This window comes from Mesorhizobium sp. B2-6-2 (assembly GCF_006440615.1).
In the GTDB taxonomy this organism is placed as follows: Bacteria; Pseudomonadota; Alphaproteobacteria; order Rhizobiales; family Rhizobiaceae; genus Mesorhizobium.
This window is the reverse complement of the sequence record NZ_VFUG01000001.1, coordinates 1,102,871-1,117,678: the sequence shown is the minus strand read 5'-3', so window position 1 is coordinate 1,117,678 and position 14,808 is coordinate 1,102,871. Positions and strand designations below refer to the sequence as shown.

General features: G+C 57.0%; 12 protein-coding genes and 2 pseudogenes. All 14 read right to left on the bottom strand.

What is annotated here, in order from left to right; genetic code table 11:
- Positions 1-71 precede the first annotated feature (71 nt).
- Positions 72-188: pseudogene (gene tnpB / locus FJ419_RS05335) on the bottom strand (IS66 family insertion sequence element accessory protein TnpB); the annotation flags it as partial.
- A gap of 621 nt (positions 189-809) precedes the next feature.
- Positions 810-1,652 carry an N-formylglutamate amidohydrolase gene (locus tag FJ419_RS05330; RefSeq protein ID WP_084015730.1) on the bottom strand — a complete coding sequence of 281 codons (843 nt, stop codon included), beginning with the start codon at positions 1,650-1,652 and terminating at the stop codon, positions 810-812.
- 343 nt (positions 1,653-1,995) lie between these two features.
- Positions 1,996-2,946: a methyltransferase domain-containing protein gene (locus FJ419_RS05325; protein ID WP_064993510.1), complete on the bottom strand. Its 951-nt coding sequence runs from the start codon at positions 2,944-2,946 to the stop codon at positions 1,996-1,998.
- A 419-nt stretch (positions 2,947-3,365) separates the two neighbouring features.
- Positions 3,366-3,603 (bottom strand): annotated as a pseudogene (locus FJ419_RS31405) (diaminobutyrate--2-oxoglutarate transaminase); the annotation flags it as partial.
- Positions 3,604-4,181: 578 nt separating this feature from the next.
- Positions 4,182-5,021 carry a hypothetical protein gene (locus FJ419_RS05310; protein ID WP_064993511.1) on the bottom strand — a complete coding sequence of 280 codons (840 nt, stop codon included), beginning with the start codon at positions 5,019-5,021 and terminating at the stop codon, positions 4,182-4,184.
- Positions 5,014-6,270, bottom strand: a complete 1,257-nt coding sequence (gene ectB / locus FJ419_RS05305; RefSeq protein WP_064993567.1) for a diaminobutyrate--2-oxoglutarate transaminase — start codon at positions 6,268-6,270, stop codon at positions 5,014-5,016. The genes FJ419_RS05310 and ectB overlap by 8 nt, the downstream gene beginning before the upstream one ends.
- Positions 6,271-6,608: 338 nt before the next feature.
- The gene (locus tag FJ419_RS05300; protein WP_064993512.1) at positions 6,609-6,806 is read right to left on the bottom strand and encodes a hypothetical protein; all 198 of its coding nucleotides are present in this window, start codon (positions 6,804-6,806) and stop codon (positions 6,609-6,611) included.
- A 119-nt stretch (positions 6,807-6,925) separates the two neighbouring features.
- Entirely contained in the window at positions 6,926-7,672 is a 747-nt protein-coding gene (locus FJ419_RS05295; RefSeq protein WP_064993513.1) for a LuxR family transcriptional regulator, read from the bottom strand.
- A gap of 430 nt (positions 7,673-8,102) precedes the next feature.
- Positions 8,103-9,116 (bottom strand): 1-aminocyclopropane-1-carboxylate deaminase, encoded by a 1,014-nt coding sequence (locus tag FJ419_RS05290; protein ID WP_064993514.1) that lies wholly within the window; start codon positions 9,114-9,116, stop codon positions 8,103-8,105.
- Between the two features lie 404 nt (positions 9,117-9,520).
- Positions 9,521-9,595 (bottom strand): hypothetical protein, encoded by a 75-nt coding sequence (locus tag FJ419_RS31100; RefSeq protein ID WP_246676749.1) that lies wholly within the window; start codon positions 9,593-9,595, stop codon positions 9,521-9,523.
- Between the two features lie 150 nt (positions 9,596-9,745).
- Positions 9,746-10,057, bottom strand: coding sequence for a ferredoxin III, nif-specific (gene fdxB / locus FJ419_RS05280; protein ID WP_064993515.1), 312 nt, complete (start codon positions 10,055-10,057; stop codon positions 9,746-9,748).
- A complete protein-coding gene (locus FJ419_RS05275; RefSeq protein ID WP_064993516.1) occupies positions 10,054-10,257 on the bottom strand; it encodes a CCE_0567 family metalloprotein in 204 nt (67 codons plus the stop codon). The genes fdxB and FJ419_RS05275 overlap by 4 nt, the downstream gene beginning before the upstream one ends.
- Before the next feature lie 759 nt (positions 10,258-11,016).
- Positions 11,017-12,192 (bottom strand): redoxin family protein, encoded by a 1,176-nt coding sequence (locus FJ419_RS05270; RefSeq protein ID WP_064993568.1) that lies wholly within the window; start codon positions 12,190-12,192, stop codon positions 11,017-11,019.
- Positions 12,193-12,796: 604 nt separating this feature from the next.
- The gene (locus FJ419_RS05265) at positions 12,797-14,080 is read right to left on the bottom strand and encodes a SidA/IucD/PvdA family monooxygenase (RefSeq protein ID WP_224655974.1); all 1,284 of its coding nucleotides are present in this window, start codon (positions 14,078-14,080) and stop codon (positions 12,797-12,799) included.
- Positions 14,081-14,808 lie beyond the last annotated feature (728 nt).

Genomic DNA, 14,808 nt, shown 5'->3' with positions numbered 1-14,808 from the left:
AGGATTCCAGATTTGGCAGACCTCGGCTGGCGCCAGGACGGCTCCGCCACAAAATCTCACCCGATGCATAAGAACGGATCGGCGCCCATCGTCTCGCGCACCAGCGCGGCCAAACCCTCGGCGCCCTTGCGGAAGTCCACTGGCTTCGTCGCGACCATCACCTTGACCGCCCCCGTCGGCCCGATCACGAGGTCCGCCTTCAGCGCGCGGATTACTGCGGCCACCGTCTTGATATCGGCGCCCCGGCCGACGCGCATGACGATGCCGTCGATCTCAAGCTCGATCATACCGGCATCTCGGGTGGCTTGCCGTTTCCGCTGCTTCGGTGAACGGCTGACTACAGGTTCCGCCGCCGCCAACACCGTCGGCACAAAGGCAGGAGAATCTTGCTGCACCGAAGTGGCCTTTTTGCGCGCTTCGCGGCGCCAGGCGAAGACCTGCTGCGGCCTAAGGCGATACCGACGGGCGGCCTAGGAAATGATTGCGTTCGGCTCCAGCGTCTCCGCGATGATCCGCGCCTTGTCATCCACCGACCAGTGACGCCGACCGCCGGCACCGTTGATCACCACCCCTTACTGTGTTCAAGCTCGATGCGCCTTATCGTCAGCGAAGCGGGAGTCGGCCCGAATTCCGCACAGTGGTTAAGGTAACGGGCCCGCTCAGGTTGCAAATCTGCCGAATAGGCCGCTACGCGTTCCACCGGAAACGAGCGTCCGCGCATTTTATTACAACCGACAAGCCCTGATTGCCAATCATCACCACGCGGGGATTTTCATTCCGAGAGTGCTGGCTCGGGCCGTGCGTTCCTTTCAGACAAATTCAGGAGCGATGCGTCTAAGCGCAGCTCTCAGTGCTTCCGCTAACCGATCACCCCATTTGATCTGATCGGCCGGTTCCGTGATCATATCCTGCCTAATTTCCAACTCGATTCCGAGCAGACCTCGATGTTCCGCGTAGACGGGGACTGCATAATCCGACTCATTTTCCAGCGCGTAAGGCTGATTGAAGCCAATGTCGAGATCGCCCGCCATCTTGAATTCTTCGGCCAGCGCGTCTGCCAGGCGGCGATCTTCGTTGAAAAGAAGGCCTAGGTGCCAAGGGCGCGGCGTCGGGTAGTCGGTGTGCCAAGGGGTGAAACTGTGGACGGTCAAGATCACCGTTGGACGTTTCGCGGCAAGACGGGTCCGAACCACATGCTCGATCCTCGCTTGGTAGGGATGAAAGATCTCAGACAGGCGCATGGCAGCAGCCGGTACAGTTAGATCCAGATTCCCCGCGATAGTCGTTCCGTCGGTCATCGTGACAAATGCTGTCGGGTTGTGGGGTGGACGATTGCAGTCAACGATAAGCCGGGAGTAGCGCTGGTAGATCAACTCGGCGTCGAGTCGTTCGGACACCCGTCTACTGACGCCGAGAGCACCGATGTCGTAAGCAATATGACGTATGAGATCGGCTGGAGAGACGCCAAGAGACCCGAGCGACTTAGGGATCAGCCGACCAGCATGATCGCAGAGCAGAAGAAACGGCGATGATCCTGTCGGGCAAACATGCCCAACCGGGTTAGGCTCATCCGGCCCAAGAAGCCCATCCTTCCAACGGTATCCGGGTACATCCTCTAGTTCGATAGGTGCTTGGAGTAGGTGCCGTGGCATTGGCTTCTCAGTTGCGAGGGCAGATCGGTTGCGAGGGCACCAATCGACTCTAAGATCGGCAGGCGATCAAGATGCGCGGCTATGATCAAGGCGATTGACGAGCCCTCTCTTAGATACCATGGCACGACATGCAAGTTCCGGCGCCTCGCCAGAAACCTCGTCTATCGATCGGACTGAGTGAAAGCCAATCGCCTGTTCAGATATCTCGCTGTGTCCGATGTTGATACGTTTCATACTGTTGGGCTAGACAACTCTAATTGAGCGGTAGCAATTCGAGAATTCAAAGCAGATGACACACGGCAGGGTGAAGCAGAAATCGACCTTGGTCGACCCAGTGATAATTTCACACCCGTCGCCCACTGCCGACCAAAGCGTTGCGCGCTATGCGCGCTTCGAAGCCACCGCGAGAGGTTCCCGTCACGGCGAGCCCGAAATACTCATCAAGAAGCGCGAGCACACGCTGCGTATCGTTGCGGAGCTTCTCTAGCCCGTACATCTTCACGACGTATTTGGCCAGCGATTGGAGAACGCTCTCCTCGTCTTCTGCCTGGAAGACGAATGGGTCTGTAATTCGCTGCACAGTCACCTCATCGAACTGCGCAGCAGCGAACAGATCAAGAACCTCGCCCGCGGTGAAATGAGGATAGTCGTGTGGCGTCACCGAATGAGTTGACACTACGTCAGCGAACCAGCGGGCGGTGGCTGAACCCTCTTCGAAGTCATGAAGAACGAAGACGCCACCGGGCCGAAGAATTCGCGCAGCCGCTTGGACAGCGGTGGTGCGTTGAGCGTGCGGGATGTGGTGCGTGCCGTAAGCCATCAGCACACCGTCCACCGACCCGTCTTTAATCCAGAACGGATCGGTCGCGCTTTGCCAGATTGCGAAAAGGCCGTCGCGGATGCAACGGTCCACCATGAACTGAGAGATGTCAGAGTTGATGAACGTCGGGCAGCGCGCCGCACCCAAGATCTGATGGGCTACCTTGTTCACGTAGCCGTCACCGGCGAGAAGATCGCAGATGATCATTGATGAACAAAGTCCGTCGCAACCATTGGGGTGCATCTTGCCCAGAAGATCCATCACACCCTCCGATCGTGCCAGCAGCGACAGTTGGATGCTATCGAGGTAATCCGCCCCACGCCCTTCCGAGGTGAACTCATTGCGCGAGAGATTCGCCAGATTTGTAAGGCAGGCGGATGACTCTCTAGCTATTCCGGGCTCGATCGCCTTGAAGGCCAGCGGGTCGATCTTTTGCAACTGGACGAGGTCCGAATTCAAATTATTGCGAAACATTGTAGTTCTCCCTGGTGATTGTTTGCCAGCGAACAGATCGACAGTTCCCTGCCGGATCTCAGCGATGAAGGGTGGAATGATTTACTTTGCAGACCGCCTCCGTGATATAGCAGCACTGCTCCACGAGCGGAGGCGAACGAGCGTGGCCGAACCCTTTCCGGCCAAAGTCCCCGCATCGAACCAGAAAAAGTTGTCTAAATCAAATGACATAGAATTTTCCTGAACTCGAACTCTCGACAGTCTCTTACACAATTATACGTCACATATTCTGAGTAAACATTATAGCTTACAGCAATCATGCATACCTTTTGCAACGCGATTTTGATGAATGTGAAATAGGGATATGCGCCTGTTCGGTAGTTACCCACCCCTTCTTGCTGCACGGTAGCGCGTCCTCGTTGTCTTTGCCCGGATACGTTTGCCGCAGTATACATATCAAGCGAGAGAGGAATGTTTTCACCGACGAGATATTCAATTGCTGGCGCAAGGATAGTTGGGTCCCTAGTTGAGTGCGCCGGACCCTACAAGGAAATCGAGAAATGGCTTACCGGCCTCGTCCCAGATTGTCGCTCCGAGGGCCTTCGTAAAGACGGTTGGAAACGACCGGCAATAGCGACGAACGTTAGACTCATGAGCTTCGAAAATGTCGATATCAATTAAAGGGCCTCTCTGGTGCGTCTTGCGATCAAAGCTGCAGGTTCTATGTTCACGCATTCCAAACCATTGAGTTGACGATTAGCTACGGCCAATCTCGGACTTAAAGCGAACTTACCATGGTCAGCGACTTGCATTCGCAAAGAGTCTGTAAACTTGTTTGACGAATCTGTTGCAACGCTTGGGATAGCGATACCTTGACAGTCAGTACCCGCCTTTGCGGCAGCGCTATCGGCGGCGTTGTTGGCATGGGCGACTGACATAACCGCACCGGTTTTCCAGCATGACTGCAACCCCGATGTTTGGGTATTTCTCTAGCAAGCTGTTGAAAAGGCACTCGCCACCGGATCGCAGCGGTAATTCACTGGTTCCGAAGGGATTCGGAAGTGACGTGCGCGGCGGCGACGATCGAGCTGGCGAACTGTTTAGCTATGTTGACCTTGAGGCGCGGGTGCGGCGCAATCATCCGTTGCGGGCGATCCGGTGGCGGGCGGGCGTAAGTCGAAGGTCAGCAGCAGTCGACTGCGCATCGACGCTGATAGATGCGCAATCCATCCGCATTAAAGGTCGGTCCTCCAAAGTCAGGTCCACCAGAGAACAAGATCCGGCCGCGCAAACCCGAAAAAGCTGTTCAGCAACAAGCGACGCTTTCCGTTGCCTGGTTGACCGGTAACCCCGTGAACGAAGCCGCCATCGATCAAAGCGATATCCCCGGCCTTGAGCTGGATCTCGCGGCAAGGAACGGCCTCGAGATAGGCTGCCGAGTAGGGATAGCCGGTGGTTTCCACGCCCTGCGACTTTCGGTCGGCAACTGTCGGCTTATGGCTCCAGAGCCTCAGATTGCCGCCTTCCTCGGGCATGCTCGGATAGAAGTTAAATGCTGCGACAGTGTTGTGCGCCACGGAAGAAAGCTCATAACCATTGCCAGCACATAAGACTTGAGCGACGTCGTCGTGGGGGTCCAATGAAAATGCGCCGCTGCCAGACCAGTTGATGGCACGACAAACATTGGCCTGACCGTGTTCTGAACGGGCCAGTCGCAGTTCGATGCCCTGGTTGTGAAGCTCGCGCTTCAATGCGCTGAATATTGCTCGGACCGGGTCAACCAAATTCTTAAACAGGGCCTCGACGTGCGGCCGCGCATTTTCGGCCTCTGCGAAATAGGTGGCTGCATCCTTCCTGTAGTGGGATGCGCCAACATACTGTCCTGGCACTCCATCCTTTCGCTGCTTGAGACCGGTACTGGCACTGAAGTTCGCGCTGATCTCCTCGGCTACTTCAGTGCTGAAAGCCTGCTTGATGTGCAGAGCGGTCGTCTCGCCTTTCAGGACCGAGATGATGTCAGCAGTGCTGATCGAGCCGGTCCGGTGTCTGATCGAAACAGGAGAGATGGCGGGCGGTTGAGGAATCTGATTACGCATTGTCTTGCTCCTGTAGTGCGTGGTCAAGAATGGCGACGCCGTTATCAAGTTCGACATCGGTGATGGTTATCGGCGGGAGGACTTTGATCACGTCGCGATTTGGCCCTGAGGATTCGATAAGCAGGCCATTCTCGAACGCGACATCGTGCACGCTGCCGACCAGGGCCGGTGAACGGAACTTGAGGCCAGCCATCAGACCGCGGCCCCGTTTTTGTTCAATGTATCTGGGAAATTTCGCGACGAGGCGGTCAAGGTGCCCCTGCAGTTTGGCCGCTGTCTGTTCCACGCCTGCAGTAAACCGGCTGTCCGACCACATTTTGGACATGGCCCCTGCCGTCACGAAGGCGAAATTATTGCCTCTGAAGGTCCCGCTATGTTCTCCGGGTTTCCATATGTCCATGTCGGGGCGAATAAGGACAATGGAGAACGGACTCCCTGAACCGCTCAGTGACTTGGAAAGGCACACGATGTCGGGTTCGATTTTGGCGAACTCGAAGGAGAAGAAATCGCCTGTTCGGCCCGCACCCGCCTGGATATCGTCGACGATAAAAACAATGCCATGCTTGCGGCAAATGCGCTGAATTTCTATGAGCCAAGCCGCGGATGCGGCGTTCATGCCCCCTTCTGCCTGGATGGTCTCCAGAATGATTGCGGCTGGCTTTTCTATGCCGCTCCCTGGGTCGCTCAAAACGCAATCAATGTAATTGGCGGAATCGAACGCTTGGCTCGGATAGCCGTCAAATGGGATACGGATCACATCGTGGCGCGCAACGCCTCCCAGCTCTCTGGTGGACGCCGACCCCGAGATCGCTAGCGAGCCGAGCGACATACCGTGGAACGCATTTGTGAATGCCATGACGCTCGAGCGGCCGGTATACTTTCGCGCAAGGGCCAGCGCCGCTTCGTTGGCGTTTGTGCCCGTCGGCCCAGGAAACTGTATCTTGTAGGAAAGCCCCCTGGGTTTCAGGATCGAATCCACAAAGGCTTCAATGAAGTCACGCTTAGCCACCGTATGCATATCAAGCGACAGCACAATGTTCTCACCGATAAGATATTCGATTGCTGGTGCCATAATATTCGGGTTGTTGTGTCCGTAGTTGAGCGCGCCGGAACCCACAAGGAAATCGATGTGAGGCTTGCCGGTCTCGTCCCAGATCGTCGCCCCCAGTGCCTTCGTAAAGACTGTGGGAAAGGCCCGGCAATATCGGCGAACATTGGATTCATGAGCCGTGAACGCGTTGATGTTCATCTTTAGGTCCTCTGCACGGAGATCATTCACGGGGAGAGTGATAAAACTTTCTGCTCGTGGTGAATGTTCTTCATGTCACATTGACACCAGAATCGTCGGATTGACTTTTTTGGGCCGGTACTTCGCGGGAATTCTAATTGGTGTGGCTATCTCTCTTAAAAATACCCCATTATTGCGTTGCTCCAGAGCTGATACCTAGGGTGAATGCGGTGGACAACATATAGATTTTCCGGACAAGCACCGATACTACGGCATCGGGTAGTTGACGGATCAGCCCCATCGCCCCTGCGAGAATTCGGCCGACCAAATCATAGGAGTCGTCCGACCGCTGGAGCACGTCACCACAGGCTGTGGAGCGCGGCGATCGCGAAGCCGCTCGCGAGCGCCCTCAACAGTGCCGCAGCGAGCGGCATTGCGGCGGTCATCCGGTCATCGATGTTCCCCGGCAAAGCTCGGTTGCGGGTCTTAAAGGAATCATCGACGACCGATGGCATGAGGAACCTGCGTGCGCTCTTGGCCGGTCTCTTGCGCGACATGATAGGCCTTCTCGGCGAGCGAGTGATGGATTTGGAGGTTGCGGCAGCCATCGGCGCCGCGTATGACGAGGCTCGAGCTCCACGACAGGCCGCGCACCGAGCTCGCCGAATCTTCCTTTCTATGGTTCGATAATCCCAAGTTCCACAGCTTTCGCAGCAAGTGCCGTTCTGCGGGTCGTGTCCAACTTCCGCATCACGTTTTTCACATGGAAATCAACCGTGTTTTGGGACCGTCCTAATATCGTCCCTATTTCCCCTGACGTTTTTCCTTTCGATATCCAATGAATGCACTCTCTTTCCCTATCAGAGATCTTATAGGCGTGCTCCGATGACCTCTGCGTTCCGAGCTTCGCAACCCTCAGATGAAACTGTACTGCGGCAATTTGCAGATAGGTGATCGCTCTATTTTCCAATTCGCCGTCCGAGGATTTAGCAAAACACATAAGCTTAAAGCTGCCAGCGGGACCATGTAATGGAACGGTAACGCCTGACTTCAAGCCGAACGTCCCCGCCTCGTCCAGGACGCGGCGTTCATTTTCAGTCGTGCTTTCGTGGGTATAAACCTCACTCCACCGGAAGGGCCCTACCCCCTTTCGACCTTTCTTGATGAGCGGGTCTATTTTGGCATAACCCATCTTTAAGTAGCGCTCCTGCCATTCATCAGGGTAATTCCACATCATCGCAGAGTCCGGTCGGGTCGGCTTCAAAACCTTTTGTTCTGGTGCAAGGGGGCCATAGGCTATCCACGGGCAATCGAAATTCAGCGCAAACGCGGACAACAATTCGAACAACTGTTCGGATTCAGCGACATCATTAGTCGTGTCGAGGAATAGGCTTAACTCGGCCGCAATCCGCGAGAATTCCATGATCTCTCCTTCAGTTGCGTTCTCATTGGTGCGAGCTGCTCCAGCCCAGCATCCCAATTGCGTGGTGGAATCTGAGTCCTGGCTCCTCCCCTGTCGACAGAGCTTCAAGAGTCGTGCCAACTTGGGCGCAAAGCTTTTCTTCAGATTGCAATGGGCTGGGTAAGGTACCCAGGAGATGAACCGAACGCACTTTGTCGCGGAGTGAACAGTCGTTGGGTCGCAGAATGGCAGCGGAGCACGAACTCAACGGCCTCGTGTCTCTCGACGGCCAACCGCCCAGGGAGGAATTTGGTCGCGAGCCTCTGCGCGTAACGCTCTGAATTATTTACCAGATCATCGACCGTCCGCGGAATTGGCTCCGGCCTTTCCGGTTCGGCACTGTCGTGGACACGTCCGGCACGGCAGGGCGGCATACGCGAGCTGTCGCCCGTCAGCCGTTACGGAAGGTGTAGCCGTAACCATTGATTGCGGGCGCGCCACCCAGATGGGCGTAAAGGACCCTCGACCCCTCTGGAAAGAAACCTTTCTGGACGAGGTCGATCATCCCTTGCATCGATTTGCCCTCATAGACCGGATCGGTGATCATACCCTCGAGCCGCGCGCACAGACGGATCGCCTCCTTCGTTTCCTCGGACGGAACGCCATAGCGCGGGTACGCGTAGTCCTGGAGCAACACCACGTCAGCCTCGACAAGTTCCGTTTCGAGCTCGACGAGCATCGCTGTACGTTTGGCAATGCTAAGCACCTGCGCCTTGCTCTTTGCTGGAGTGGCGGATGCATCGATACCGATCACGTTGCGCTGTCGACCGTCCTTCGCGAACCCGACGATCATGCCGGCATGCGTTGAACCTGTGACAGTGCTGACCACAATGTAGTCGAAGGCAAAACCAAGCTGTTTCTCCTGGTCGCGCACCTCGTAAGCGAACCCCACATAGCCAAGGCCACCGTATTTGTGGACAGAGGCCCCGGCCGGTATCGCATAAGGTCTGCCGCCCCTTGCCTTGACATCATGGAGCGCTTCTTCCCAACTGTAGCGGATACCTATGTCAAAGCCCTCGTCGACCAGGCGCACCTCTGCGCCCAAGATGCGGCTCAAAAGAATGTTGCCGACCCGGTCGTAGACGACATCGTCATGTGGAACCCAGCTCTCCTGAACCAGAAGACATTTCATGCCGATCTTGGCCGCGACCGCTGCGACCATCCGGGTGTGGTTGGACTGCACGCCCCCGACGGTGACCAGCGTATCAGCATCTGACGCGATCGCATCGGGAACGATGTATTCGAGCTTGCGCAGCTTGCTTCCACCGAACGCGAGACCTGAGTTGCAGTCCTCGCGTTTGGCGTAGATCTCTACCTTGCCGCCCAGATGTTTGCCGAGGCGGTCGAGCTTCTCGATCGGCGTTGGGCCAAAGGTGAGCGGATAGCGTGGGAACTTTTTCAGCATGTTTTCTCCAGCAGAGGTATTCAAGCTGAACTATCTCCAGCCTAGGTCATGGGCGTTCGTGCTGAGCCAGCTATGTTCTGGAACGTTGTAGAAGTGACTCACATCATCGCCGGCGTCTCCGTTCGATCGACCGGTGCCGGCGTGCTGCGAGCCTCCTATGTGCGTGGCGAACGCAAACAGCTTCACCGAGCATGTTGCCACCCCTGGCCAGTTCCGGCCCACCTGTATTCTTGTCCTATCAATTCGATGTCTCTTGTTGGGCGTGAACGTGAGTTCCGCTCTGTCACTACGCCTCAACACAGCGTCAACACACAGCGCAGTCAGAACGAGCTGAGATACATCTGAACATTCATTCCTCAACTCGTCATCTTGTGGCGGCTGGTTCGAACTGCGTTGGCCTACCCTTACCTCTGCTCGACAAGCACACTGGACCGCCAGAGCAGAAAGAGCACGCTGCCGAAATAATCCCTCTGGAGCAGTAGCGAACAGGCCAGCGTAGCGACGACGGCTAGACGGATCGCGTGCTAAGCGAAGAGAACGGACACAGCGTTGCCGCTCCAACCACCGCCGCGAGTCGACTAAAGATGATGAGGTCCAAAGTCGTTCTCCTATCCCGTCATTGATGCTGCTCATGCTGCAATCTGGTCGGCCGCGACATGCGTCTGGCAGTTCTTTGGGCAGACACGGCCACAGGCTCCGCAGCCAATGCAGCGGCCGGCATGGTCCACTACCATGACCATACGATTGAGCTCACCGTCGAAGTCGTCGTCTTCCCCGTCGCAGATGCCGAGGATTTCACCCGCGTCATCCACGCCGTGAAGATGCATGACCTCGCGCGAGCAGACCTTGAAACAGCGACCGCAGCCGATACAGATTTTCTCGTCTATAGCGGCCAGATATTCCGGCACCCATTTGGAGCCGTCGCGGGTGATGCTCGTCATCGTAAGGTCCTCATTTTGGCGAGCTCTCTCCGGGCACTATTCAACTCGGCATAAACAGCGTGCGCTGTCTCGGCGACTTCCGCTATCTCAGTCCATTTGTTCGGGAGGCCCTCGGCAAGGTCGCGCAAGTTCGTCTTGGCAATCGCCGCGCGCAGTTGCAGCTTTCGGACTTTCTTCAACATCTCATCCAGATTTGACATGAGCCTTCCTCGAAAATTCGGTTTCATCCTCGCAACGTCGGACAGGCAATGACCGCAGTCGCATCGTCGCCCAGTTTCGTACCGGTGCGGGCAAGTTTCCGGAAAGTCTCGAAGACGACGCGGTGGACGTCTCAAACGATTAACTGCCCGCCCGTGAAAACCCCGAAACCCCGATCGATTTCATCATTGTTGGCGATGTGGTCACGCAAGAGCGCTCCTCGATCACAATCCCCGCTGCTGTGTGAAATATGTCGAGCCTACACAGCAGAATCGCCAATGATCGGGATCTGAAGGACGCAGTTTTTCGTGATGATGAAGCCGACCAGCAGCTCGGTCATTTGCCCTGGCATCGCCTGTCCTGAGCTCGGATCAGCGCCAGGAGCCGTTCGATGGTCGACGGGCAGGATCAAGCGCGGTGTGAGACATATCGTTTCCTCAATTCAGTGTCGTCTCAGAGGGCGAGCTCTGCGTTCGGCTGCGCCAACTTCGGGCCCGCTTACGCGGCCGCCCCCCGGCTTGGCCGGGCCGGGTTCCAGGTAATGCTGTGCTTGGGCCGACCTTGAACATGTCCTGGACTGTGACGTCCTCCGCGATAGCTTAAATTCTCGTCGAACATCGCGTCCGCGGCGAACCGTCTCTGGAGGTCGTTGACGCCCCAGCCTTGACCTACAGCAACGATCCCCTCGGTGCTGCATGGGCATACTTGCTGCGAGCGGGCTGCATGCATTGGGCGAATTGACCAGGGTTCGATTCCACTTGTCATGCCTTTTGCAATCTCTGCTCATGAGGCCACTCCGCTTTAGTGTTCAGGAGCCTTGATTGCGGTGCCACACAGAAGTCCCCGCAACAGACGTTCTCACCCGTGTAGTCGGCCAGGGCTTGAAGCAAGGGGCTATGGTGTGTCTGTTTGATGTGATCAGGCATTGGCTCCGGAATATCCAGCGATTTCAGTGCCGCTTCGATCAACTCGATCGCGCGAGCGTTGTTGCCGCTCTCGTGGTAATACTGAGCTACCGGGAGGTAGCAACGGAATTTAAGGCGCCCGTCGCCATCCGGGGGATTCAGTGTCAGGATTTGTTCCGAGAGCGTGTTGCCTATCGCAAAGCGCTCAGCACGGGGAAGATGGGAGTTGTCTATCGCGGGATCGAAGAGCTGATTCAGGGCCATGACCATCCAAGACACGGCCTCGTTTTTTTTGTTGATCGCGTCCTCGACTAACTGGCGCATGACTGGCAAGCCGCTCTGCATGTCCCGCAGCTTGTGAAGCAGAAGATTCGCTTGAGTTTGCCGAAACCCGATATAGTCCGGCATCAATGCCAGGCCTTCTTCAACTGCCGAGAGTGCGGCCGGCCAATCCTCGGCCTGTGTGGCGGGCTTAAGTTTGGCGTATATCGGTTTGGTCCGGGCCCGTTCGCGCGCTGTGCGTTGGCTAGTAGCGAACCGCCTTATGTCGGCGGCCCTCGCTTCATTGCTGCTGCGCCAGCTGCCGTTCAGAACTTTGGGTAAAACCTCATCGAGTTCCGCCGGGTGTCCGATGAAAGCGATGCGGCCGTTGCCATCAACCAGGAACGACTCAGGGATTCCGGGAGAAGAACTCGCCTGCATCCATAGTCTGTTCATTTCACCGGTAAAATCGAACGCAATCCGGTAATTCAGATTCAGGAACCTCTCGGTCAGCCACGCATCCAACTTGGTCCGCGCCTCGTCTGCGGTTGGAGCCTGTTCGCTAGTTGCGATTCCGACGACCTCGAATCCACTGTCTTGATATTCCTCTTGCAGCTGCATCAGATTGGGTATAGCCGCCACACAAGGTCCGCACCAAGTCGCCCAAAATTCGACCAGACAGACCTTGCCGGGCTGAAAGTTCGTGATGGGTTCGCCACGCAGCCAAGTGTCCACTTTGATTGGCGGAGCGGGGGACTCAATACGCAACACCGTTTCGTTCTCCAAATTCCCACACCTTTCCTGGCGCTTATGGGTTAGCTGGTCGTTCTCTCTCTCAAGAGCGGAACACACGAGTTGGCAGGCAACCAATCCGGCTTGCGTGTTCTCATGCGGTCAGCCCTCACGAGTATTGCCGCAAAGGCCGTGCCAGCACGCTTAGTGCCCGTTAACTCCATGGTTACCCCTTTGAAACCTCATAGGCCCAGTTGGCCAGCTGTCTTCGACCCGACAAGTTTCTGCCGGCTGTAAGTTTTTGGACACCGCAACCACTCCTGCGTAAGAAACCGAACAGCTTGGCTCTCTTCTGCGGTCAAATGGCTCGGCTCCTCCAGCAGCAGCATTTCGGCGCCGTTCGAAAGGGCGGGGCTAGCTCCGCGACTGGCTCCCGCGTGCAACGACTGAGTGCCGCCCGGTTACGGTTGAGCTTTTCTGCTAAAGCCGTTGTCGATGAGGCCCAGCGTCGAGTGCGAGCTGCCGACGGACAGCGCGAATGCTGCTTCGCGGGGACACGGATGCCGCATCCACCCCGCTCTTCGCTGCAGCGAAGGCGGACAGCATTCCTCGGCCCCTCCCGCTGGTGATCAGTAGCCGTAGGTCATATCCCGCTGCCCATTTCTTCCGCCACGGGGTGCGGCCAGTTGTCGACGGGGGCAGGTCTGATGAAGCCGGCATGCTCGCGGTTCGCCTGCGGCACGCGTCCCAGAAGGCTGTCGAGGATGCGACGCGCTCGCCAGGCCAGCAGGCCTAGATTTGGATCAGCCAGCCCGCGCTGCCCGAGGGTCGCGCTCTGTACGAAGATGCGCCTTTCAGGCGGTCCGTCCCAGCACACGGAAAAATCTTCGCGGATAGCCAATTCGTTGTCGCTCTTTTCCAGCCGGCAGGCCATCGGCTCCAAGAAGTCTGGCAACGCGTTCTCGTAACCGGTGGCCAGGATGACGATGTCGGCCGTGACTTCTTCGAGCTCACTCCTGCCGCGGCGCAGGGTCAGCCTGTGACCCGCGCCGGCGTTGACGCAGTGCGAGACGGTGCAGCCCGGCCGCAGTGTGATTTCGCAGTGGCTTGGCTCCAAAAACGCGTGCCGGTATAGCGCTTGATAAATCGCGCTCAACGTCTCTTCCGAAATGCCGTCGGAAGCAAGCACGAAACGCCTCAGGTACAGTTTGCGCTGCGACTCGCTCATTGCCGCCAAGCGATCCGAAGAGCACGCTATGAACAACTCGTTTGTAAACGGGCTGTTGTCGATGGGCTGATAGTTTTCGCCCTCCGAGACCCAAGTGATCGATCGAGGCCGCCGCTCTTTTGGCAGGCCGACGAGGTGTAATAGCACCTCCGCTCCCAACTGGCCTCCACCAACCACGCAAACGTCCTTTTTCCAATCCTCAGGATGGATGCGCGGTAAATCCGATAAGTGGAACAGGTTGCGCCCGGTCCAGCCCTGAAACTGAGACGGAATCCGCGGCTGCTTGCCGATGCCGATCACGAGGTCTCTGGCGCCACGAACTGCGTCGTCCGTCCACACCCGAAATTCGCCCTCGAAGCGGATTTCGCGCACAGTCTCGCCGCCGCAGACAAGCGGGTTCCGGTGGAAGGCCCAGTTCAGGTATTGCTCAAACTCAGCTCTGAGCACGGCCTCGAACTGTGCGTTCAGGAAGTGGAATAGACGCCCGTTCTCGTATAGATAGTTTGCGAAAGTGTAGGCTGATCGCGGGTTCACCAGCGTGACCAGATCCTTGAGGTGGTTGACCTGGGGTTCCGGCGAATCCAATGCGCTGCCGGGGTGCCACCGGAAGTCGACCTGCCGATCCAAGAACAGTGCCCCTCGACCGATCTGCTCGTGTATCTGACACGCAAGGCTGAGATTAGGCGGTCCAGCACCCACCCCAATGCAAGAGATGTCCACTTGTCCTGCTCCTATAGATGTTTCCCAAACACGCGATGCTCGCGGCGAACATCGGCCATGGTCATTCGGCTTCCGCACTACGCGGCCATTCTCGACGCCGGTGCGGCTGGATTCGCTAGCGTTTGTCCCCGCGTTCGTGTGGTCGGCTGTGTGAGGCCCAGGGATCCAGCCAAGTGATGAGATCGACACTCATGTCGGGACGTGGGGGCCGTGCGCGGGATCGACGTTTCCACCCGCTTCGATGATAGCGTCTCGCTCAGCGGATGCTTACCGACCTTATTCGGCGTGTGAAGCGGGCGCAGTCGCTCGCCTCCAAGGTGATGCGCCCACTTCTGACCGGTTGTGGATCAGCCGAAGCGCGGTCCCAGTGCGGCAACAGCATTCTTCAGTGACCCTGACCATAGGAGGACATCCTTCTGATGTGTTCAGAAGATTCCCTGCATCGAACGTGCCAGAAGGAAAATTGATCAAAACAACTGGCAGCAGGTTTGTGATCGTGTCGGCTATCCGACGTTGAGGTGGGAAACCTTGCACCGGCGGCAGATTTGTCCCGGTGCTCTTACCGGTAAGCTAACAGGGTAGCTCCGATCCCGAATAAATGTTCGCTTAGCCTGATCATGGCAGGACGTGCGCTGATGTGTTCGGAATGTTCCCTCAATCGACGTGCCAGGAGGAAACTTTGATGGAACCAACTGACAGCGGGTTTG